Source organism: Pseudomonas anatoliensis (assembly GCF_017976235.1).
Lineage (GTDB): Bacteria > Pseudomonadota > Gammaproteobacteria > Pseudomonadales > Pseudomonadaceae > Aquipseudomonas > Aquipseudomonas anatoliensis.
In genome coordinates this window covers 290,482-312,670 of the sequence record NZ_JACVHC010000003.1, presented here as the reverse complement: position 1 = coordinate 312,670, position 22,189 = coordinate 290,482, and the positions used below count along the sequence as shown (strand labels likewise).

At 60.6% G+C, this 22,189-nt stretch carries 20 protein-coding genes; 8 read left to right on the top strand and 12 right to left on the bottom strand.

Annotated elements, in window-relative coordinates; translation table 11 throughout:
• Window positions 1–168: 168 nt before the first annotated feature.
• The 4 genes from ICA16_RS10920 to ICA16_RS10905 are packed head-to-tail and all read right to left on the bottom strand — an operon-like array spanning window position 169 to window position 2,585.
• Window positions 169–459, bottom strand: a complete 291-nt coding sequence (locus tag ICA16_RS10920; RefSeq protein ID WP_103304308.1) for a DUF167 domain-containing protein — start codon at window positions 457–459, stop codon at window positions 169–171.
• Window positions 456–1,046 carry a YggT family protein gene (locus tag ICA16_RS10915; protein WP_042561545.1) on the bottom strand — a complete coding sequence of 197 codons (591 nt, stop codon included), beginning with the start codon at window positions 1,044–1,046 and terminating at the stop codon, window positions 456–458. The genes ICA16_RS10920 and ICA16_RS10915 overlap by 4 nt, the downstream gene beginning before the upstream one ends.
• Window positions 1,047–1,056: 10 nt before the next feature.
• Window positions 1,057–1,875 (bottom strand): pyrroline-5-carboxylate reductase, encoded by an 819-nt coding sequence (gene proC, locus ICA16_RS10910; RefSeq protein WP_210553469.1) that lies wholly within the window; start codon window positions 1,873–1,875, stop codon window positions 1,057–1,059.
• A gap of 23 nt (window positions 1,876–1,898) precedes the next feature.
• The gene (locus tag ICA16_RS10905; RefSeq protein WP_210700610.1) at window positions 1,899–2,585 is read right to left on the bottom strand and encodes a YggS family pyridoxal phosphate-dependent enzyme; all 687 of its coding nucleotides are present in this window, start codon (window positions 2,583–2,585) and stop codon (window positions 1,899–1,901) included.
• Window positions 2,586–2,641: 56 nt separating this feature from the next.
• On the opposite strand from ICA16_RS10905, the gene ICA16_RS10900 reads away from it, so the two are divergent.
• Window positions 2,642–3,676, top strand: coding sequence for a type IV pilus twitching motility protein PilT (locus ICA16_RS10900; RefSeq protein ID WP_007953348.1), 1,035 nt, complete (start codon window positions 2,642–2,644; stop codon window positions 3,674–3,676).
• A 112-nt stretch (window positions 3,677–3,788) separates the two neighbouring features.
• On the opposite strand, the gene ICA16_RS10895 is transcribed toward ICA16_RS10900, so the two are convergent.
• Window positions 3,789–4,406: a C40 family peptidase gene (locus tag ICA16_RS10895; RefSeq protein ID WP_150617838.1), complete on the bottom strand. Its 618-nt coding sequence runs from the start codon at window positions 4,404–4,406 to the stop codon at window positions 3,789–3,791.
• A gap of 248 nt (window positions 4,407–4,654) precedes the next feature.
• Here ICA16_RS10895 and ICA16_RS10890 point away from each other — a divergent pair, with 248 nt between their 5' ends.
• Window positions 4,655–5,089: an NINE protein gene (locus tag ICA16_RS10890; RefSeq protein WP_150601974.1), complete on the top strand. Its 435-nt coding sequence runs from the start codon at window positions 4,655–4,657 to the stop codon at window positions 5,087–5,089.
• A 184-nt stretch (window positions 5,090–5,273) separates the two neighbouring features.
• On the opposite strand, the gene ICA16_RS10885 is transcribed toward ICA16_RS10890, so the two are convergent.
• From ICA16_RS10885 to gshB, 7 genes are all read right to left on the bottom strand, one after another.
• Window positions 5,274–6,545 (bottom strand): dihydroorotase, encoded by a 1,272-nt coding sequence (locus ICA16_RS10885; protein ID WP_150601973.1) that lies wholly within the window; start codon window positions 6,543–6,545, stop codon window positions 5,274–5,276.
• The gene (locus ICA16_RS10880; protein ID WP_007913665.1) at window positions 6,542–7,546 is read right to left on the bottom strand and encodes an aspartate carbamoyltransferase catalytic subunit; all 1,005 of its coding nucleotides are present in this window, start codon (window positions 7,544–7,546) and stop codon (window positions 6,542–6,544) included. The genes ICA16_RS10885 and ICA16_RS10880 overlap by 4 nt, the downstream gene beginning before the upstream one ends.
• A gap of 27 nt (window positions 7,547–7,573) precedes the next feature.
• The gene (pyrR, locus tag ICA16_RS10875; RefSeq protein ID WP_210700609.1) at window positions 7,574–8,080 is read right to left on the bottom strand and encodes a bifunctional pyr operon transcriptional regulator/uracil phosphoribosyltransferase PyrR; all 507 of its coding nucleotides are present in this window, start codon (window positions 8,078–8,080) and stop codon (window positions 7,574–7,576) included.
• An 82-nt stretch (window positions 8,081–8,162) separates the two neighbouring features.
• A complete protein-coding gene (gene ruvX / locus ICA16_RS10870; protein WP_042561537.1) occupies window positions 8,163–8,600 on the bottom strand; it encodes a Holliday junction resolvase RuvX in 438 nt (145 codons plus the stop codon).
• Window positions 8,600–9,172, bottom strand: a complete 573-nt coding sequence (locus ICA16_RS10865) for a YqgE/AlgH family protein (protein ID WP_150617864.1) — start codon at window positions 9,170–9,172, stop codon at window positions 8,600–8,602. The genes ruvX and ICA16_RS10865 overlap by 1 nt, the downstream gene beginning before the upstream one ends.
• 135 nt (window positions 9,173–9,307) lie before the next feature.
• The gene (locus ICA16_RS10860) at window positions 9,308–10,207 is read right to left on the bottom strand and encodes an energy transducer TonB (RefSeq protein ID WP_150601970.1); all 900 of its coding nucleotides are present in this window, start codon (window positions 10,205–10,207) and stop codon (window positions 9,308–9,310) included.
• A gap of 107 nt (window positions 10,208–10,314) precedes the next feature.
• Window positions 10,315–11,286, bottom strand: coding sequence for a glutathione synthase (gshB, locus tag ICA16_RS10855; protein ID WP_150617836.1), 972 nt, complete (start codon window positions 11,284–11,286; stop codon window positions 10,315–10,317).
• A 225-nt stretch (window positions 11,287–11,511) separates the two neighbouring features.
• Here gshB and pilG point away from each other — a divergent pair, with 225 nt between their 5' ends.
• From pilG to ICA16_RS10825, 6 genes are all read left to right on the top strand, one after another.
• Window positions 11,512–11,916, top strand: coding sequence for a twitching motility response regulator PilG (pilG, locus tag ICA16_RS10850; RefSeq protein ID WP_116028398.1), 405 nt, complete (start codon window positions 11,512–11,514; stop codon window positions 11,914–11,916).
• Window positions 11,917–11,976: 60 nt separating this feature from the next.
• Window positions 11,977–12,342 (top strand): twitching motility response regulator PilH, encoded by a 366-nt coding sequence (gene pilH, locus ICA16_RS10845; RefSeq protein ID WP_150601968.1) that lies wholly within the window; start codon window positions 11,977–11,979, stop codon window positions 12,340–12,342.
• Between the two features lie 10 nt (window positions 12,343–12,352).
• Entirely contained in the window at window positions 12,353–12,892 is a 540-nt protein-coding gene (locus ICA16_RS10840; protein WP_150601967.1) for a chemotaxis protein CheW, read from the top strand.
• Between the two features lie 275 nt (window positions 12,893–13,167).
• A complete protein-coding gene (locus tag ICA16_RS10835; RefSeq protein WP_150617834.1) occupies window positions 13,168–15,228 on the top strand; it encodes a methyl-accepting chemotaxis protein in 2,061 nt (686 codons plus the stop codon).
• A gap of 11 nt (window positions 15,229–15,239) precedes the next feature.
• Window positions 15,240–21,152: a hybrid sensor histidine kinase/response regulator gene (locus tag ICA16_RS10830; protein WP_210700608.1), complete on the top strand. Its 5,913-nt coding sequence runs from the start codon at window positions 15,240–15,242 to the stop codon at window positions 21,150–21,152.
• Window positions 21,145–21,615, top strand: coding sequence for a chemotaxis protein CheW (locus ICA16_RS10825; RefSeq protein ID WP_210553476.1), 471 nt, complete (start codon window positions 21,145–21,147; stop codon window positions 21,613–21,615). Before ICA16_RS10830 ends, ICA16_RS10825 begins: the two co-directional genes overlap by 8 nt.
• The last annotated feature ends 574 nt before the right edge of the window (window positions 21,616–22,189 follow it).

Below are 22,189 nucleotides of genomic sequence, written 5' to 3'. Positions count from 1 at the left end.
TCATTGAACCCGCACCCTGTGGCGAGGGGATTTATCCCCGATGGGTCGCGAAGCGGCCCCAAATCCTGCCAACGCTATTTACCTGGCGCACCAGACGATCGCACAGGGCTGCTGCGCACCCCATCGGGGATAAATCCCCTCGCCACAGGGGTTGTCTTGTTGAGTCGGTCATGGGCGCACCAGGTCAGGCAAATCCGGCAACTTCTTCGGCGAGCAAATCTTCACCCGTTTCTGCCGGTTCAACTCGCCACTGAGCAAACTGACCTGGCTCTTGGATACCCCAAACGCCTTGGCCAGAAAGCCCATCAGATACGCATTGGCCTTGCCCTCGACCGGTGGCGCAGTCAGGCGGATTTTCAGGCGATCACCGTGCAGCCCGCAGAAATCATCGCTACGGGCTGCCGGTTGCAGGTGACACTCCAGAATCAGGTCGTCACCGTCCCAACGAAACCAGCTCACATCAACAGACGGAGGATTTCCGGCATCATCGTCATCGCCGCCAGATTGTTGATCACCAGCATGTCGATCAGCTTCAGCGCGAGGAAGGCGAAGATCGGCGACAGATCCAGACCGCCGAGGTTAGGCAGGAACTTGCGGAACGGCGCCAGGGCTGGCTCGCAGATCTGGTTGACCAGTTCAGCGCCCGGGTTGTGGCTGCCCGGAGCGACCCACGAGAGGATCACGCTGATGATCAGGGCAAAGAAGAAGATCTTCAGGAACAGCGCAGTCACGCCGATCAGCGACCAGATCAGCAGTTGCAGCGGGTTGCCGATGGTGCCGTAAGTCAGCAGCAGGGTCAGCGCCATCAGCGCCAGTTGCACCAGAATCGCCAGCACCAGCGACGACATGTCCAGACCGAACATGCTCGGGATGATCCGGCGCAGCGGCTTGAGCAGCGGCTGAGTCGCTTTGACGATGAACTGGCAAAGAGGGTTGTAGAAGTTCGCCCGCACCAGTTGCAGGACAAAGCGCAGCAGCACGATCAGCAGATACAGACTGCCGAGGGTTTGCAGCACGTAAACCGCTGCGGTGTTCAATCCAATCATGTAAGGCTCCTTATTTGCCCAGTTGTTCGGCCATTTCGGCCGAGCGGTGCGCGGCGGCGCCGAGTGCTTTTTCGACCAGGGCTTCAAAGCCCCCGGCCTGGAATGATTTGATCGCGGCTTCGGTGGTGCCGGCCGGCGAGGTCACGCGACGACGCAGTTCGGCAGCATCGACGTCACTGGCAGCCGCCATGTGCGCGGCGCCTAGCGCGGTTTGCAAGGTCAGTTGCTCAGCGGTTTCTTTCGGCAGGCCGAGTTTGACGCCAGCGGCGGTCATGGCTTCGATCAACAGGAAGAAGTACGCAGGGCCGGAACCGGAAACGGCAGTCACCGCGTCCAGTTGTTGTTCTTCATCCAGCCACAGCACGATGCCGACGGCGGACAGCAGCTCTTCGGCTTGCTGGCGTTGCTCGGCGGTTACTTCGCTGGTGGCGTACAGACCGCTGGCGCCCTGACGCAGCAGCGCCGGGGTGTTGGGCATGCAGCGTACGATCGGCTGCTCGCCGAGCCATGCAGTCATGCTCGCGCAGGTAATGCCGGCGGCGATGGAGACCACCAGTTGATCGGGTTTGAGGCTCGGGCGAAGCGCTTCGCAAACGGCTTTCATCGCCTGGGGCTTGACCGCCAGCACGACGACATCGACGCCTTCGATGGCCTGAGCGTTGTCGGCGAAAGTTTCAATGCCGTGTTCGGCGCTGACCTTGGCGCGGGTTTCTTCGCCCGGGTCGCTGGCACGGATGTGTGCAGCTTCCAGACCCTTGGCCCGCAGGCCGCCGATCAAACTGGCGGCCATGTTGCCGGCACCGATAAAGGCAATACGTGTGTCGCTCATGTCAGGTCCTTATCTGGAAAGTTTCAAGATTGGGAATAGTCGCGTGCGCCAAACAGGGCGGTACCAATCCGCACCCAGGTGGCGCCTTGGGCAATGGCCGACTCAAGGTCATGGCTCATGCCCATGGAAAGTGTGTCGAGCGGCAGATTCAGGCTGGCCTGCAAACGTTGCACGGCAGCAAATGCGGCGTCCTGTTCGGCGCGATCTTCAGTCGGCTCGGGAATCGCCATCAAGCCGCGCAGCTTAAGGCGTGGCAAGGCGCTGATGGCATGCGCCAGCGCCGGCAGGTCGGCCGGGGTGCAGCCGGACTTGCTGGCTTCACCGCTGACGTTGACCTGAATGCAGATGTTCAGCGGCGGCAGCTCGGCCGGGCGCTGTTCGGACAGGCGCTGGGCAATTTTCAGACGGTCCACGGAATGCACCCATTCGAAATGCTCGGCAATCGCGCGAGTCTTGTTCGATTGAATGGGCCCGATGAAGTGCCAGATCAAGGGCAGGTCGGCCAGTTCCAGCTGTTTGCTCAGGGCCTCTTGCAGATAGTTCTCGCCAAAGTTGTGCAGGCCGGCGGCGTGGGCTTCACGCAGGGCGTCGGCGGGTTTGGTCTTGCTCACGGCCAGCAACTGCACGCTGTTTTCAGCACGTCCGGCAGCAGCGGTGGCGGCCTGGATGCGCGAACTAACCTGAAGGATGTTGTCTGCTATCGTGGACATCAAGAGGCGCCGTGAGTCTGAAGGTTCGCGGCATTCTACTGGAATTGAGGAGCGCTATGGATATCACTGAACTGCTGGCCTTCAGCGCCAAACAGGGCGCTTCCGACCTGCACTTGTCGGCCGGTCTGCCGCCGATGATCCGCGTCGATGGCGATGTGCGGCGGATCAATCTGCCGGCGCTGGACCACAAGCAAGTGCACGAATTGATCTACGACATCATGAACGACACCCAGCGGGTCGACTTCGAGAAACATCTGGAAACCGACTTTTCCTTCGAAGTCCCCGGCGTGGCGCGTTTTCGGGTCAATGCCTTCAATCAGAATCGTGGCGCGGGGGCGGTGTTTCGCACCATTCCGTCGAAAGTGCTGAGCATGGAAGACCTCGCCATGGGCGACGTCTTCCGCAAGATCACCGATGCTCCGCGTGGGCTGGTGCTGGTCACCGGGCCGACCGGTTCCGGTAAATCGACCACGCTGGCGGCGATGATCGATTACCTCAACACCCATCGCCACCATCACATCCTGACCATCGAAGATCCGATCGAGTTTGTTCACGAGTCGCGCAAATGCCTGATCAATCAGCGTGAAGTCCACCGCGATACCCGCAGTTTCGCTACGGCTCTGCGTTCAGCGCTGCGTGAAGACCCGGATGTGATTCTGGTGGGCGAGATGCGCGACCTGGAGACCATTCGCCTGGCGCTGACCGCGGCCGAGACCGGGCACCTGGTATTCGGCACATTGCACACGACGTCTGCCGCGAAAACCATCGACCGTGTGGTGGACGTGTTCCCCGGTGACGAGAAATCCATGGTGCGTTCGATGTTGTCGGAGTCACTGCTGGCAGTGGTCTCGCAGACGCTGATCAAGAAGATCGGCGGCGGGCGAGTGGCGGCGCACGAGATCATGCTGGGAACGTCGGCGATCCGTAACCTGATCCGCGAGGACAAGGTGGCGCAAATGTATTCGGCGATTCAGACCGGTGGGTCGCTGGGGATGCAGACACTGGATATGTGCCTGAAGGATCTGGTGACCAAGGGCTTGATCAGTCGCGAGCATGCGCGGGAGAAGGCGCGTACGCCGGATAACTTTTAAAAGCAAAAGATCGCAGCATTCGGCAGCTCCTACAGGATTTCGTGTTCATCCGCGATATGTGGACGAACATGACCCTGTGTAGGAGCTGCCGAAGGCTGCGATCTTTTGACTTTTAGCGCTGAACGACGCGCATCTGGCTTTGCTCTTTCGGTAATACACGCTTGGCAACCACGTAATGCTTCTGCCAGTACGGCTTGTTCAGCGTATCGATGCTCACCGACTTGCCACGACGTGGCGCGTGGATAAAGCGGTCGTTGCCCATGTAGATAGCAACGTGGTTGACCCGACGGCTCTTGAGTTTGAAGAAAATCAGGTCGCCCGGTTTCAGGTCCTTGCGCTCGACTTTCTCACCGTGGCCGCTGGCCATGGCATTGGAAGTGCGTGGCAGGTCAAATGTGGCGTCGTTGAACGCGTATTTCACCAGGCCGCTGCAATCAAAGCCTTTACTTGGGCTGCTGCCGCCCCAACGATAAGGAGTACCGAGGACGTTTACCGCGCGGCTCAGGACGTTGCTGCTTTCCTTGCTCGCCATCGGCGGCACCAGACTGCTGCGGCTTTTGCTGCTCAGCGTGGTGATTTTGCTTTGTTTGCTTTTGCTCGATGGGGCAGAAGCGTGGGATTTAGGGGTAAAGCCGTTAACGTTAGGAAGACGTTGCTCACGATTGGTGGCGTGGGCGGCCAGTGGCATTAATAGGCAAATAGTTAGCCATGTCTTGAAAAATGGTCGCATTCGGCGTGGCTCTTAAGTGATAGCGCGCAACTTTATAACAGCTTTTTTGTGACTTCCGAGGCCGTTGGTCGATTCAAACGGGAGGCTACGGAACCAAATAAGCGGCAAATTGACGCGATTGTCGGACAGAGGTCCGGTGCTATAAGGCTTTCACGGTAGCGACGGTAACATTTGCCATACGTCGGCTACCTGTAAAAAAGTCACAAAGAATTCAAGAATATTTATCTATCGAGTGCATCGAGGTCTTCATGAACAGCTATCAGCTACCCCGTGTGAAGGAAAAAACCACCCACAGCAAAATCATCGGTTACCTGCTGTGGATCTTCGGATTTACCGGTGCCCACCGCTTTTATTACGGCAAGCCTGTGACCGGGACGATCTGGTTTTTCACCTTCGGTTTGCTGGGAATTGGCTGGCTGATCGACCTGTTTCTGATCCCGGCAATGGATCGCGAGGCAGATCTGCGCTTTGCCGACGGGCCGATCGAGTACAACGTGGCGTGGATTCTGCTGACGTTTCTCGGTGTGCTGGGCGTGCACCGGATGTACCAGGGCAAGTGGATCAGCGGCTTGTTGTACCTGCTGACCGGCGGGTTGTTCTTTATTGGCGTGCTGTATGACTTCTGGACACTGAATGATCAGGTCTCGGTGCGCAACGCGCAGAATCGCGGCACCTTTCAGTAAGCCATTGCTGGCAAGGCCAGCTCCCACAGGGGATTTGTGTCGTTCACCGATCCAATGTGGGAGCCAGCCTGCTGGCGATTGGGGCAACGCTGAGTGAAGATCAAAAGATCGCAGCCTGCGGCAGCTCCTACAATGGAATGCGTTCCAACTTGTAGGAGCTGCCGCAGGCTGCGATCTTTTGCTTTCAGGCCTGGTGGCTGATCCGCCCATCCACCAGCGTATAGCGAACCACACCCGGCAAGCTGTGACCCATGAACGGGCAGTTCTCGCCCTTCGACCGCCAGTGTTCACCGGCCACCGTCGATGCCTTCGGATCTAACAGCACGATATCCGCCGCACCCCCCACCGCCAGTTTGCCCGCCGGCAGGCGCAGCGCTTCGGCCGGGCCGGCGCTCAGGCGAGCCAGCAGGGTCGGCAGATCGAGCAAACCATCCTCAACCAGCGTCATCGCCAGCGGCAGCAGCAGTTCAACGCTGCTGATGCCCGGTTCCGTCGCGCCAAACGGTGCCAGTTTGGCGTCACGCTCGTGCGGTTGGTGATGGCTGGAAATCGCCGAGATCACCCCGGACTTCACTGCTTCGCGCAGACCATCGCGGTCAGCGCGGGTGCGCAGCGGTGGCTGCACGTGATAGAGGCTGCTGAAGTCGATCAGCGCTTCGTCGGTCAGAATCAACTGATACAGCGCCACATCCGCCGTCACCTTCAAACCACGGGCCTGAGCCTGAGCGATCAGCGCAACACCGCGAGCGCTGGTCAGTTGGCTGAAGTGCGCGCGCACGCCGGTCTGCTCGACCAGCAACAGGTCGCGGGCCAGTGCCACGGTTTCAGCGGTTTCCGGAATGCCCGGCAAGCCGAGGAAACTGGCGACGGCGCCTTCGTGGGCCAGACCACCCTCGGCCAGATCGTGATCCTGCGAGTTGAAGATCACCGTCAGGTCGAACGTCGCCGCGTAGTCCAATGCCCGGCACAGGGTGCGGGTGTTGCGGAAACTCTCCAGACCGTTGCCGAAAGCCACACAACCGGCGTCACGCAGGGCAACCAGTTCGGCGAGCTGCTCACCGTCCAGACCTTTGCTCAGCGCGCCGATCGGGAAGACCTTGGTATTGCCGGCTTCGCGGGCGCGGTCGAGGATCAGTTCGGTCACAGCTGAAGTGTCGAGCACCGGTTTGGTTTGCGGCGGGCAGCACAGGCTGGTCACACCGCCGGCCGCGGCGGCGCGGGTTTCGCTGGCGATCGAGCCTTTGCGGCTGTAGCCCGGCTCGCGCAGGGCGACGTTCAAGTCGACCAGACCCGGAGCGGCCACCAGACCGGTGGCGTCGATGGTTTCTACTGCGCTGAAACCGGCCGGCGCCGCGCCGAGGGCGATGATCTTGCAGGCTTCAATGTGAATGTCGGTGATTTGATCCAGGCCACTGCTTGGATCAATGACGCGTGCGCCGAGAATGCTGAGCTTCACTGGGCGTTCTCCTGCTCGAATTGGCGCTGGGCAGTCTGCCCGCTCATGGCCATGGACAGCACGGCCATACGAATCGCGATGCCGTAAGTCACCTGATTGAGGATCACCGAGTGCGGGCCATCGGCCACCGCTGACTCGATTTCCACCCCACGGTTGATCGGCCCCGGGTGCATGACGATGCAATCGGGTTTGGCCCCGGCCAGACGCGCGGTGGTCAGGCCGAACAAGCGATAGAACTCGCCTTCGCTTGGCAGCAGGCCGCCGGTCATGCGCTCACGCTGCAGGCGCAGCATGATCACCACATCGACGTCTTTGAGGCCTTCAGTCATGTCGGTGTAGACCTTGACGCCGTATTGCTCGATGCCGATCGGCAGCAGGGTTTTCGGCGCGATCACGCGAATGTCCGGGCAGCCGAGGGTCTTCAGGGCGAGCATGTTCGAGCGCGCCACCCGCGAGTGCAGGATGTCGCCGACGATGGCCACCGAGAGGTTTTCGAAACCGCCCTTGTGCCGACGAATCGTCAGCATGTCGAGCATGCCCTGCGTCGGGTGCGCGTGACGGCCGTCGCCGCCGTTGATGATCGCCACCTGTGGGCAAACATGTTCGGCGATGAAGTGCGCAGCGCCCGAATCACCGTGGCGCACGACGAACATGTCGGCGGCCATGGCTTCCAGGTTGCGCAGGGTGTCGAGCAGGGTTTCACCTTTGCTCGCCGACGAGGTCGACACGTTCAGGGTGATCACGTCCGCCGACAGTCGCTGGGCGGCGAGTTCGAAGGTAGTGCGGGTGCGGGTGGAGTTTTCGAAGAACACGTTGCACACGGTCTTGCCGCGCAACAACGGGACTTTTTTCACCGCCCGGGCGCCGACTTCAAGGAAGGAGTCGGCCGTGTCGAGGATTTCCGTCAGCAACTCGCGGCGCAGACCGTCGAGCGAGAGGAAGTGGCGCAGCTGGCCCTGATCATTGAGCTGCAGCGGGCGCTTGGTATCTAGAGGCGTCATCGCGAGGGGGACTCTCAATAGGGCGGATTAAAGGGTGAAATCTTGCAGTTCGAGTGTCAGCGGCTCGGGCCCGGACAGCTTCACGCGCTCGTGAGCGGCCAGCGACAGGGTCGCGCCGACCACGTTCGGGCGGATCGGCAACTCGCCGGCGTCGAGGTCGAGCAGGCACACCAGCGTCACGCTGGCCGGGCGGCCGTAGTCGAATAATTCGTTCATGGCGGCGCGGATGGTGCGGCCGCTCATCAGTACGTCGTCGATCAGCACCAGATGCTGGCCTTCGATCTCGAAGGGCAGGGCAGACGGGCGCACTTGTGGGTGCAGGCCGTTCTGGCTGAAGTCGTCGCGGTAGAAGGAAACATCCAGCGTGCCCAGCGGCGCGTCGCTGCCCAGTTCCTTGAGCAGCGCCTGCGCGACCCAGATGCCGCCGGTACGGATACCGATGTAACGCGGCTCGCTGATTTCACGCAGTGCAAGGTGCGCCTTGAGGCGGATCGCCATCTGGCTGATCAGATCGGCGGGATTGGGCAGACTCATGGTTGCTCCTTCTTCGACCCGAGCTCCATCCTGCCGGAGGTGGCTCGAGATTTTAGCCAAAAGAAAAGCGCCGTAGCGCTTGTCAGGATTCAAATAAAGCAGTGTTTTCATCGAGCCAGCCCTGCAACAGCAGAGCGGCAGCGATGGCGTCCACCGGGTTGTCGCGGTAACTGCCCTTCTGACCGCCACGCGCCAGGCGCTCGCCCTTGGCTTCGAACGTGGTCAGGCGTTCATCGTGGGTATAGAAGGGCAGGTTGTAGCGGCCGTTGAGGCGGCGGGCGAATTTCTCGGCGCGCACGCACATGTCGCTGGGTGTGCCGTCCATGTTCAACGGCAGGCCGACGACGACGGCGTCGGGTTTCCATTCCTTTATAAGCGCTTCGACCTGGTTCCAGTCGGGAACACCGTTCTGCGCTTTCAAGGTGCACAGCTCTCGGGCCTGGCCGGTGATCACCTGGCCGACCGCTACGCCGATCTGTTTGGTGCCGTAGTCGAAGCCGAGAATCAGGCGCAGGGCCATCAGGCGTGCCCTGCCTGGCTGGTCAGCAGGTTGAGGTTGATCCCCAAGTGCCTGGCCGCCGCTTCGAGGCGCAGTTCGCTGCTGGTGTTGAACAGGATGTCGGCGTCGTACGGGCAGGTCAGCCAGGCGTTGTCGGCCATTTCGGCCTCCAGTTGCCCGGCTTCCCAACCGGCGTAACCCAGCGCGATCAGGCTTTTTGCCGGCCCCATGCCGTCAGCGATGGCGAACAGCACGTCCTGGGAGGTGGACAGTGCCAGGTCGCCCTCAAGCTCGGCGGTGGCCTGGAACGTCTTGCCCGCCGGGTGCAGGACAAAACCGCGATCGGTCTGTACCGGCCCGCCGATGAAGATCGGCACGTGCTGGCAGAGGGCCGGCGGATCGATGTCCGGACGCAATTGCTCGAGGATGTCAGCCAGATTCAGCTCTTGCGGTCGATTGACCACGATCCCCATGGCGCCATTGGCCGTGTGCTCGACGATGTAGGTCAAGGTATGGGCAAAGTTCGGGTCGGCCATGTGTGGCATGGCGATCAGGAATTGATGCTTGAGGTAGCTGGGGCTGACGTTTTTCATGTGCGCTAGTGTGGCGTTCAAGGGGCGAACTGACAAGCTGAAGCCGCCAAAAGATCGCAGCCTTCGGCAGCTCCTACATGGGAATGCGGGGCAATTGTAGGAGCTGCCGAAGGCTGCGATCTTTTGATCTTGCTCTTAATTGCTGGACAGCTTGTCGCCCCGGGCGAATTTCCAGGTGCGGATGATTTCCAGTCGGTCGATATCCGACAGATCCCCGGTAAACGGTGCAAACGGCGCCGCCAGTCGGACGATGCGCTGCGCGGCCTGATCCAGCAGCGGCTGGCCGGACGATTCCAGCACCAGCACTTCATACAGCGAGCCATCGCGGTTGATCGACACCATCAGGCGCAAATTGCCGTAGATCTGCTTGCGTCGTGCTTCCTCGGGGTAGTTGAGGTTGCCGATGCGTTCGACCTTCTTGCGCCAGTCGTCCTTGTACCAGGCACCCTTGTCGCGCATGGTCGAAGCGGCGCTCAAGCGATGGATTCGCGGGCGCTTGGCGTACAGCTGTTGTTCCTTGGCCAGTTCCGCTTCGAGGCTGGCAATGTCGCTGGACAACTGCGAGCTGTCGAACGTCGGTGCGTCGACCGACGGTTTGATTTCAGTCTTGGCTTCTTCTTTTTTGGTCGGCGCCTTTTTCGGCTTCGGCGCAACCGTAGTCACGGCAGCCTTGGGCGCGGCTTCCTGCACTTGCGGCTTGGCGGCCGGTGGCGGCGTGACTTTTTTGACCTGATTGTCCTGGAACGGCGCGATCTCGGTGGTCTTCGGGATCGCCTTCTTGTCCAGCGTGCCGCTGCCTTCCTGATGTTGCTGAGCCAGAAAGTCAGCCTTCTCGGGCTTCTTCTCGCTTTTGAAGGTGGCGAGAGTGATTTCCAGGGTTTTACTGATCTGTTTCGGCTCGACCATCGTGAAACCGACGCCGAGCAGCAGCGCCAAATGAATCAGCGCGGCGAGGAATAGAGTAAATCCGAGGCGATCGGCCGGGCGCACGCCACGATGGGCGAGTTCAGCGGGCAGATCGGACGGGAGGGTCATGACAAAAAAACCAACATCGCGCTTTTCAGAGGCTGCGCATCATAACGCAATGTTGGTTTCACGCCTTGGGCTTCACGCTTCAAGCGACAAGCTGCATGTGACGTGCATCAAGCTTGCGGCTTTTTGCCGGCCGCTTGCAGCTTCTTGTCGATCGCATCCATCAACATCCCGCCAATGTCAGTGCCGAAGGCGTTGTCGATTTCACGGATGCAGGTCGGGCTGGTGACGTTGATTTCGGTCAGGCTCTCGCCGATCACGTCCAGGCCGACGAACAGCAGGCCTTTCTCACGCAAGGTCGGGCCGACTTGAGCGGCGATCCAGCGATCCTTGTCGGTCAACGGACGGGCTTCACCGCGACCGCCAGCCGCCAGGTTGCCACGGGTTTCGCCTTGGGCCGGAATCCGCGCCAGGCAATAATCCACCGGCTCGCCGTCGATCATCAGGATGCGCTTGTCGCCGTCCTTGATCGCCGGCAGATAGGCCTGGCCCATGATCTGCTGGCCACCAAGTGCGGTCAGGGTTTCCAGAATCACCGACAGGTTCGGATCGCCGGCGCGGTGACGGAAAATCGAAGTGCCGCCCATGCCGTCCAGCGGTTTGAGGATGACGTCGCCGTGTTTCGCGGCAAATTCGCGCAACACATCGGCGCGGCGGCTGACCACGGTGGGCGGCGTGCACTGCGGGAACAGCGTGGCGAACAGCTTTTCGTTGCAGTCGCGCAGGCTCTGCGGCTTGTTGACCACCAGCACGCCGGCGGTTTCGGCCTGTTCAAGCAGGTAGGTGGAGTAAACGAACTCCATGTCGAACGGCGGATCCTTGCGCATCAGGATCACGTCCAGATCGCTCAGCAGGTTGTCCTGCTCGGCGTCCAGTTCGAACCATTTTTCCGGGTTGGCGAAGACTTTCAGCGGCTTCATGCGCGCCCGCGCCTGACCTTCACCTTGATACAAGTCGCGCTGTTCCATATAGAACAGTTCCCAGCCGCGCTTCTGCGCGGCCAGCAACATGGCCAGCGAGCTATCCTTTTTATAGGAGATGCTGGCGATAGGGTCCATGACAATCCCGACGCGAACGCTCATTGGGTTTTCCTCGAAAATTGGCTACCGGATCGGTATGAAAAAAGTGCCGCCAGAGTGGCGCCGGCAGGGTTTTCGGTCAAGGGAAAACCCGTCGATAGATTGCATCTGGAGACTGTGCTAAAAAGGCTGCCATGCAGTGCCGGCCCTTGAACATCAAGGGTTTCCGGCCATTACTGATAGCAAAACGGACAATTTGATTCGCAAAGGCGACGGTAGAGCCCTCTTATGGAACAGCAGTCCAGCGCCTTGAAGGTCATGGTGATCGACGACTCGAAAACGATTCGCCGTACCGCCGAAACCTTGTTGAAGAATGTCGGTTGCGAGGTCATCACGGCAATCGACGGTTTCGACGCTTTGGCGAAGATCGCCGACAACCACCCCGGGATCATTTTTGTCGACATCATGATGCCGCGTCTGGATGGTTATCAGACCTGCGCTTTAATCAAGAACAACAGTGCGTTCAAGGCCACGCCGGTGATCATGCTGTCGTCCCGGGACGGGTTGTTCGACAAGGCCAAGGGGCGGATTGTCGGTTCCGATCAATTTTTGACCAAGCCGTTCAGCAAGGAAGAGCTGCTCAGCGCGATCCAGGCCCATGTTCCGGGCTTCGCCGCCGTTTTGCCGCAGTAAGAAACGCACTGAGACGCTCGGCCAGCGGGCCAGGTGTCGACAAGAAAAATGGGGAAGACCATGGCACGTATCCTGATCGTCGATGATTCGCCGACTGAAATGTACAAACTGACCGGCATGCTCGAAAAGCACGGCCATCAAGTGCTCAAAGCCGAAAACGGCGCCGACGGCGTGGCACTGGCCCGTCAGGAAAAACCCGATGCGGTGCTGATGGACATCGTCATGCCTGGCCTCAACGGTTTTCAGGCGACCCGGCAGTTGACCAAGGACCCGGAAACCGGGCACATCCCGGTGATCATCATCACTACCAAAGATCAGGAAACCGACAAGGTCTGGGGCACCCGCCAGGGCGCCAAGGACTACCTGACCAAACCGGTCGACGAAGATACCCTGATCAAGACCCTGAACAACGTGCTGAACGGTTGATCGCGCAGCCATGAGCGAAACACTGACTGCGTTCGAACTGCTGTGGCAGATCGACCAGCGCTGCCGCTTGCTGGCGGCGGACCTGCCGTCGCAACCGGCGCGCCAGGATCGCTGGAGCGGTATTGGTTTTCGCCTCGGCGAGCACTGGTATGTCGCGCCGATGGGCGAAGTCAGCGAGGTGTTGCACGAACCGCGCTTCACCCAATTGCCCGGGGTAAAACCGTGGGTCAAGGGTGTGGCCAACCTGCGTGGGCGCTTGCTGCCGATCATGGACCTGTGCGGTTTTTTCGGGCATGAACTGTCGCCGCTGCGCAAACAGCGACGGGTGTTGGTGGTCGAGCATGAGGATGTGTTTGCCGGGTTGATGGTCGATGAAGTGATCGGCTTGCAGCACTTCGAGCAAGACAGCTTCGAACCGATTTCGATCAGCAAGCGCCAGGGCTCCAAGGCCGAGTTCGTCAAAGGCTATTTCCGGCGCGAGCAGAACTGGCGGGTGTTCAGTTTGTTTGCCCTGGCCAGATCCCCGGTGTTCATGAGCGTTGCGATATAACCGTTACAACAGAGAACCCATAGTGGGAATGGGCCATGGGGTGAGGAAGTTTGCGGGTGAGATAACCCTGTGGCGAGGGGATTTATCCCCGATGGTTGGCGAAGCCGACCCAAAACCTAGATTTGAGATGTAGGCGATACAACTCAGGTTTTTGGGGCCGCTGCGCGACCCATCGGGGATAAATCCCCTCGCCACAGGTTCCCCTCACCACCAACCTCCTCACACAAGGCTAGCTCCCACAGGTTCTTCGGTGAGCTTCAAACAGGCGAGGACCGATGACAAAAGCAAAAACAGGCAAGTCAGCAGAAGGATCGCGCAGTCGCTCGCAGATCATCGTGCTGTTTATCGCACTGATCGTGTTCATCATGCTGCTGTTCGCCAACTTCGCTTACCTCAACACCCAGGCGAATTACGATAAACAGTACATTGGCCATGCCGGTGAACTGCGCGTGCTTTCGCAACGCATCGCCAAGAACGCCACCGAAGCCGCCGCCGGCAAGGCTGCCGCGTTCAAATTGCTGAGTGACGCGCGCAACGATTTCGCCCAGCGCTGGGGTTACCTGAAAAAGGGTGACCCGGTCACCGGCCTGCCGCCGGCGCCGTCCACCGTGCGCCCGGAAATGCGCGCCGTGCAGCTCGATTGGGAGCGCTTGCTGAAAAACACCGACGCCATTCTCACCAGCGAACAGACCGTGCTGTCGCTGCATCAGGTCGCCGCAACCCTGGCCGAAACCGTGCCGCAGTTGCAGATCGAATACGAGAAAGTCGTGGAAATTCTCTTGCAGCGCGGCGCTCCCGCAGCGCAAGTGGCGATGGCCCAGCGCCAATCGCTTTTGGCTGAACGCATCCTCGGCGCGGTCAACACCGTGCTCGCCGGCGACGAAAATTCGCAGCAAGCCGCCGATGCCTTTGGCCGTGATGCCACGCGTTTCGGTCAGGTGCTCAATGGCATGCTCCAAGGCAACTCAGCGCTGAAAATCAGCCAGGTCGAAGACCGCGATGCCCGTGCGCGCTTGAGTGAAATCTCCGAGCTGTTCCAGTTTGTCTCCGGCTCGGTGGATGAAATCCTCGAAACCTCGCCGGAGCTGTTCAAGGTCCGTGAGTCGGCAAGCAATATTTTCAGCCTCTCGCAAACTCTGCTCGACGAAGCCTCGCACCTGGCCAACGGTTTCGAAAATCTCGCCGGCGGGCGCAGCACCGACACCATCGGTGGCTATGTGCTTGGTTTGCTGGCGCTGGCCTCAATCATCCTCATCGGTCTGGTGATGGTGCGCGAGACCAATCGGCAACTGCGCGAAACCGCGGAAAAGAACGAGCGCAACCAGAACGCGATCATGCGTCTGCTCGACGAAATCGAAGACCTTGCTGACGGCGACCTGACCGTGACCGCTTCGGTGACTGAAGACTTCACCGGCACCATTGCCGATTCGATCAACTATTCCGTCGACCAACTGCGCGATCTGGTGGCGACCATCAACCTCACCGCCGGCCAGGTCGCCGCCGCCGTGCAGGAAACCCAGGCCACTGCCATGCACCTCGCGCAAGCATCGGAACATCAGGCCCAGCAGATTTCCGAGGCTTCGACGGCGATCAGCGACATGGCCCAGTCCATCGATCAGGTGTCGGCCAACGCTGCCGAATCCTCGGCGGTGGCCGAGCGTTCCGTGGAAATCGCCAACAAGGGCAATGAGGTGGTGCACAACACCATCCATGGCATGGACAACATTCGCGAACAGATTCAGGACACGGCCAAACGCATCAAGCGCCTCGGTGAGTCGTCTCAGGAAATCGGCGACATCGTCAGCCTGATCGACGACATTGCCGACCAGACCAACATCCTCGCCCTCAACGCGGCAATTCAGGCGTCGATGGCCGGTGATGCCGGGCGCGGGTTTGCGGTGGTCGCCGACGAAGTGCAGCGTCTGGCCGAGCGTTCATCCGCCGCCACACGCCAGATCGAAACCCTGGTGCGGGCGATTCAGACCGACACCAACGAAGCCGTCATTTCGATGGAACAGACCACCACCGAAGTGGTGCGCGGCGCGCGACTGGCGCAGGATGCCGGTGTGGCGCTGGAAGAAATCGAAGGCGTATCCAAGACCCTTGCGGCGCTGATTCAAAGCATCTCCAACGCGGCGCAGCAGCAGACGTCTTCGGCGGGGCAGATTTCCCTGACCATGAACGTGATCCAGCAGATCACGTCGCAGACGTCGTCCGGTTCCACGGCCACCGCCGAAAGCATTGGCAATCTGGCGAAAATGGCCAGTCAGTTGCGCCGTTCGGTGTCCGGTTTCACCTTGCCGGCGGCATCCGCGTCGGCGACGGATAAAGTGTGATTGGAGCGGTTATGGGTGATCGGCACGACTATGTGGCCCTCGAGTGGGTCAAAGGCGAAATTGCCGAAACGCTGAAACAGGCGCATCAGGCGATAGAAGCCGTGCTCGATGATCCGCAGGCCTTTCCCGGGCTCGACGAGTGCCTGGATTACATCCATCAGGTCCACGGCAGTTTGCAGATGGTCGAGTTCTACGGCGCGGCGTTGCTCGCCGAAGAAATGGAGCATCTGGTCGAAGCCCTCATGCACGAGCGCGTCAGCCATCGTGACGAAGCTTTGCACCTGTTGCTGCAAGCCTTGGGGCAATTGCCGATTTACCTCGACCGTGTGCAGAACGCCCGTCGCGATCTGCCACTGGTGGTCTTGCCGTTGATCAATGATCTGCGCAGCGCCCGTGGTGAAAGCCTGCTCTCGGAAACCAGCCTGTTCAGCCCGCAATTGCCGGAACTGGCGCCGCTGAGTGAAGAAGCGCTGGCGCTGCTGGAGCCGGCCGAACTGCCGAACGTACTGCGTAAGTTGCGTCAGATGCTGCAAATGGCTTTGGTCGGGTTGCTGCGCGAGCAGGATGATCACACTCACCTCGATTATCTGGCCAAGGTCTTCAGCCGCCTCGAAGCACTGAGCGGCGATGCGCCGTTGAGTCCGTTGTGGCAAGTCGCATCGGCGCTGGTCGAAGGCATGCGCGAAGGGGTGATCGCCAACAGCCCGGCGCTGCGCAGCCTGTTCAAGGATGCCGACAAAGAGCTCAAGCGCCTGCTCGAACAAGGCCTGCACGGGCTCAATCAACCGCCGCCGGCAGAGCTGCTGAAAAGCCTGTTGTTCTATATTGCCAAAGCCGAACATCCCACCGGGCAGATGCTGACCATGAAAGATCGCTACTCGCTGGACGATGCCTTGCCCGACAGCGCGATGGTCGACGAAGAACGCGCGCGCCTGGCCGGTCCCGACCGCGATGCGATGCGCTCGGTGCTGGCGGCGCTGTGCGAAGAACTGGTGCGGGTCAAGGAGCGGCTCGACCTGTTCGTGCGCAGCGACCGCCAACATACGTCCGATCTGGAAAGTCTTTTGGCGCCGCTGCGGCAGATCGCCGACACCTTGGCAGTGCTCGGCTTCGGCCAGCCGCGCAAAGTCATCATCGATCAACTGGCGGTGGTCTTGAGCATCGCCCAAGGCCAGCGCGAACCGAACGACGCCGTTCTGATGGACGTCGCCGGTGCCTTGCTCTACGTCGAAGCGACCCTGGCCGGAATGGTCGGCACCGTCGAACCGGAAAGTCCGGAAGACGCGCGCCTGCCGACCACCGACCTGACGCAGATCCATCAGATCGTGATCAGGGAAGCACGCATCTGCCTGCAACAGGCCAAGGACATGATCGTCGACTACATCGACGCTGACTGGGACCGCCAGCACCTGCAACCGCTGCCGGAGCTGCTCACTCAGGTGCGTGGGGCGCTGGCGATGATTCCGCTCGCCCGCGCGGCGAGTCTGGTCGAGGCCTGCAACGGTTTTATCCGCGAACATCTGTTGCTCGATCCGCATGAACCGGGCTGGGAGCAGTTGGACAATCTGGCCGATGTCATCAGCAGTCTTGAGTACTATCTGGAACGCTTGACCGACGATCCGCTGGCGCCCGGCGAGCAACTGCTGGATATCGCCCAGAAGAGCCTCGCCAGCCTCGGTTTCTTTCCCAGCGAGCAGCCCGGCGAGGTACCTGTACCGGTGCTCGACGACGTGCTCAGCCCCAGCGAAGCACTGGTGATGCAGGACGCACAGGCGCTGGACGATCCTGAAGTCGTGCAGTCGCTGGCCGAGGTCCTGGCCAGCCCGGTGTCGGTGCTCAACCCGCCCGCGCGGATCACGCCCGGCAGCCTGATGCCGCCACCGGCGGATGAAGAGCCGGTGGATGACGAACTGCGCGAAGTGTTCCTCGAAGAGACCGACGAGGTTCTCGACGTCCTTCACGAATACCTGCCGCGCTGGTCGGCCAATCCGCAGGATCATGCCGCGCTGACCGAACTGCGCCGCGCCTTCCACACCTTGAAAGGCAGCGGTCGCATGGTGCGCGCGCTGATTCTCGGCGAACTGGCGTGGGCCGTGGAAAACCTGCTCAACCGCGTGCTGGAACAAAGCGTCGAACCCGGCTCAGTGGTCCAGCAACTGCTGACCGACACGGTATTGTTGCTGCCGGAACTGATCAGCGAATTCGCCACCAACCGCCAGCGTCAGCGCAGCGATGTCGATCAACTCGCCGCGCGCGCCCATGCCTTGGCCAAGGGCGACGAACCACTGGCCGCCGAGGACGTTGATGACGTCGCGGCGCTCGATCCATTGTTGCTGGAGATCTTCCGCAACGAAGCCGAAACCCATCTCGCCAGCCTCAACCGCTTTCTCGATCAGGCCGCTGAACACGTGCCGCTGCAGGCCAGCGACGAACTGCAGCGCGCCTTGCATACGCTCAAGGGCAGCGCGTCGATGGCGGGTGTGTTGCCGATTGCCGAACTGGCCGCGCCGCTCGATCAACTGGCCCGAGAGTTCAAGGCGCATCAACTGCCGCTCGACCTCGATGAAGTGGAATTGCTCCTCGAAGCCGAGGGCCTGTTCCGTGTCGGATTACGTCAGCTCAAGCATGATCCGCTGGCGCCGATTGTCGGCGCGCAGTCACTGATCAAACGCACCGATGCGCTGCTCGCCGAGCGTCTGGAATCGATCCTCAATGCGCCGAACACCGGCCTGCGGATCAAGCGTGATCCGCAACTGATCAACAACTTCCTCGCGCAAGGCATGGACATCCTGCTCGACGCCGAAAGCCTCTTGCAGCGCTGGCAGCAACACCCCGGCGAACGGCAAGAATTGAGCGCGCTGCTGGATGAACTGACCACCCTCGGTGAAGGCGCGCACCTGGCGGATCTGCTGCCGGTCGATGTGTTGTGCGAAGCCTTGCTCGACCTGTATGGCGCCGTGGAAGAAAGCAGCCTGGCGGTCAGCGACCGGTTCTTCCACGAGGCGCAGAACGCCCACGAAGCACTGATCAACATGCTCGACGAACTGGCCGCCGGCCAGGAAGTCACGCCGCAGCCTGCGCGCATTCGTGCATTGCACGACCTGCTCGATGAGAGTCTCGATCCTTCGTCCATGGGCCTGATCCGCAGCGACGGCAGCCGCACCTTAAGCATCCGCGAACTTGGCGCCGCGACCGCAGAGCTTGCGCAATCCACGTCTATTCCTTCGCCGGACGACGAGATCGTCGAGATCTTTCTCGAAGAGGCCGTGGACATTCTCGACAGCGCCGGGCAAGCCTTGCAGCGCTGGTTGAACGACCCGGACAACGTCGCGCCGTTGTCCTCGTTGCAGCGCGATCTGCACACCCTCAAGGGTGGCGCGCGGATGGCTGAAGTCGAAGCCATTGGCGATCTGGCCCAAGAGCTGGAGAGCCTTTACGAAGGTCTGGTCGATCGTCGCTACAGCCACAACGAAATGCTTGGCGGGCTGCTGCACCAGAGTCATGACCTTTTGGCGTTACAACTTGAACAGCTGCAAAACCATCAACCGCTGAACCCGGCGCAGGCTCTGATTGAGGCGATCCGGCAGTTTCGCCAAGGTTCGTCCGCCACTGTCGAAACGGCGCAACCGGCCGCCGAACACGAAGGCGCCGCGCATGATCCGGAGTTGTTGGAAATCTTCCTCGAAGAAGGTTTCGACATCATCGAAAACTCCGGCGCCGCGCTGCTGCGTTGGCAGGCCGAACCGGGCAATCGTCAAGAAGTGGAAACCCTGCTGCGCGATCTGCACACCCTCAAGGGCGGCGCGCGGATGGTCGAGATCGGCCCCATCGGCGACCTTGCCCATGAGCTGGAATACCTTTACGAAAGTCTCTCCGCCGGCACGCTGCAAGCGTCGACCGAGTTGTTCGCATTGGTCCAGCGCGGGCATGACCGACTGGCGCAAATGCTCGATGCCGTGCGCGCCGGGCAACCGTGCCCGCCAGCGGATCGGCTGATCAATGCGATTCAGAATTTCAGTCATCCAGCGACGCAGGAAACCCCGCCGCCGTTGCCTCTACCACTCAAGATCGAGACCGCGCCGACTGCCGTCGACGCCAGCGCGGACATGGTCAAGGTCTCCGCCGAATTGCTCGACGAGCTGGTCAACCTGGCCGGGGAAACCTCGATTTTTCGCGGGCGTATCGAACAGCAAGTCAACGACGCGCAGATAGCGCTCAACGAGATGGAAACCACCATCGAGCGTATGCGCGATCAGTTGCGCCGCCTCGACACCGAAACCCAGGGGCGGATTCTCAGCCGGCAGCAGGTCGATGCCGAGCGCCTCGGTTACGAAGAATTCGATCCGCTGGAAATGGACCGCCATTCGCAATTGCAGCAACTGTCGCGAGCGCTGTTCGAATCCGCCTCGGACTTGCTCGACCTCAAGGAAACCCTCGACCGACGCAACCACGACGCCGAGAACCTGTTGCAGCAACAGGGCCGGATCAACACCGAATTGCAGGAAGGCCTGATGCGTACGCGCATGGTGCCTTTCGAACGCATGTTGCCGCGCCTCAAACGCATCGTCCGTCAGGTGGCTGAAGAGCTGAACAAGGACGTTGCGTTCGTTGTCGGCAATGCCGAAGGCGAGATGGATCGCAACGTCCTCGAACGCATGGCCGCGCCGCTGGAACACATGCTGCGCAACGCCGTCGACCATGGTCTGGAATCTGCCGAAGTGCGGTTGGCGGCGGGCAAACCGGCGCAAGGACAGATCAGCCTCGACCTGTCGCGCGAGGGTGGCGACATCGTGTTCGACATCCGCGACGATGGCGCTGGCGTGCCGCTGGAAGCCGTGCGGCGCAAGGCGATAAAACGTGGCTTGCTGGCCCCCAACGCCGAGATCAGCGACCGCGATGTGTTGCAGTTCATCCTTCAGCCGGGGTTTTCCACCGCCGAAAAAATCACCCAGATTTCCGGGCGTGGCGTCGGTATGGACGTGGTTCACGAAGAAGTGCGCCAACTGGGCGGCAGCATGAGCATCGACTCGGTGCCGGGACAGGGCGTGCATTTCCGCATTCGTTTGCCGTTCACGGTGTCGGTCAATCGCGCGTTGATGGTGCAGTGCGCAGAGGATCAATACGCGATTCCGCTCAACACCATTGAAGGCATCGTCCGCGTCTTGCCGAATGACCTTGATGGGCATTTCCGTCTCGACCCGCCGACTTATCAATACGGCGGTCAACGTTATGAGTTGTGCTATCTCGGTGAGCTGCTGAAAACTGCGCCACGGCCGAAACTGCTTGGCCAGAACCTGCCGTTGCCGGTACTGCTGGTGCATTACAACGACCGGCACATTGCGGTGCAGGTTGATGCCATGGCAGGTACTCGCGAAATTGTGGTGAAAAGCCTCGGCGCGCAATTCGCGGCGGTGCAGGGCGTGTCCGGCGCGACGATTCTCGGTGATGGTCGGGTGGTGCTGATTCTTGATTTGCTGGCGCCGATCCGCGCGATGCAGGCGCGGATCAGGCAGCATCCGACGCTCCCGGAAATCGACAGCGAACCGCAGAAACCGCTGCTGGTGATGGTGGTCGACGACTCGGTCACTGTGCGCAAGGTCACCAGCCGTTTGCTTGAGCGCCACGGCATGAACGTACTGACCGCCAAGGATGGCGTCGACGCCATGCTCCTGCTCGAAGAACACATGCCCGACCTGATGCTGCTCGACATCGAAATGCCGCGCATGGATGGTTTCGAAGTGGCGACCCAGGTGCGCAACGACGAAAGTCTGCAACACCTGCCGATCATCATGATCACCTCGCGCACCGGTCAGAAACACCGCGACCGCGCCATGGCCATCGGCGTCAACGACTACCTCGGCAAGCCGTATCAGGAATCAGTGCTGCTCGAAAGCATTGCCCACTGGAGCAAGAAGCATGTATGAGCGCCGGCACAACGCGCGCACCAGCCAACTCACCGGGCTGCTGCTGCCGCTTGCAGATCGCAATTTGATCCTGCCCAACGTGGCGGTGGCCGAGCTGATCGACTATCAGGCCAGCGCCTTCGATCTGGATACGCCACCGTGGTATCTGGGGCGCGTGACGTGGCGCGAGCGGCAGATTCCGCTGTTGAGTTTTGAGTCCGCCTGCGGGCAAAAAATCGTGATTGGCGAGCGGGCGCGGATCGTGATTCTCAATGCGCTGGGCGGGTTGCCGGAGCTGAAGTTTATTGCGCTGTTGGTGCAGGGGATTCCGCGTTCTTACAAGCTCGATAGCCAGTTGAGCTATGTCGACGTGCCGTTGTGTGCGCTGGAGCAGGCGGCGGTGCAGGTCGGCGAGCAAGTGGCGAAGGTGCCGGATTTGTTGGGGTTGGAGAGGTTGTTAGTGGAGGCTGGCCTGGTCCGCTGATCCATGATTCGCTGTGCCCTTACTGGCCCCATCGCTGGCAAGCCAGCTCCCACATTGCCCGAGTCGTACCCGAAATGTTGTGAGGCATACAACCCCTTGTAGGAGCTGCGGCACGCTGCGATCTTTTGATCTCGATGCTGAGGATCAAAAGATCGCAGCCTCGTTTCACTCGACAGCTCCTACAGGTTTTATGTTGGGCAAGGATATGGCGATCAACCCAAAACTTTGTGGGAGCTGGCCTGCCAGCGATGGGGCCAGTGGAAGCACTAAAATCCGACAGGCAAATCCCCAATGTCTGTAGTGCAATAAACACCTATCAGTGCAGCTGTTTAAAGACACTCAGTGTTACGTCCGACGGCCTACAAATCCTTGCGCCGCTGCCTACGCATGCACCAGAATCCGCCGGCTTGTGCGCCTTTGGCTGGCTGCGTAACTTGGATCGGGTCACTGATTCGCAGTGATCGGGTTTAGCAGCCCGTGGTTAATCTAAGGGTGCACATACATCATCAGTCAGGCTCAGTGTCTGATTTCGATGGCGGCTGTGCGCAGGGCGCTTCGGCGCGCCGGCTTCCTT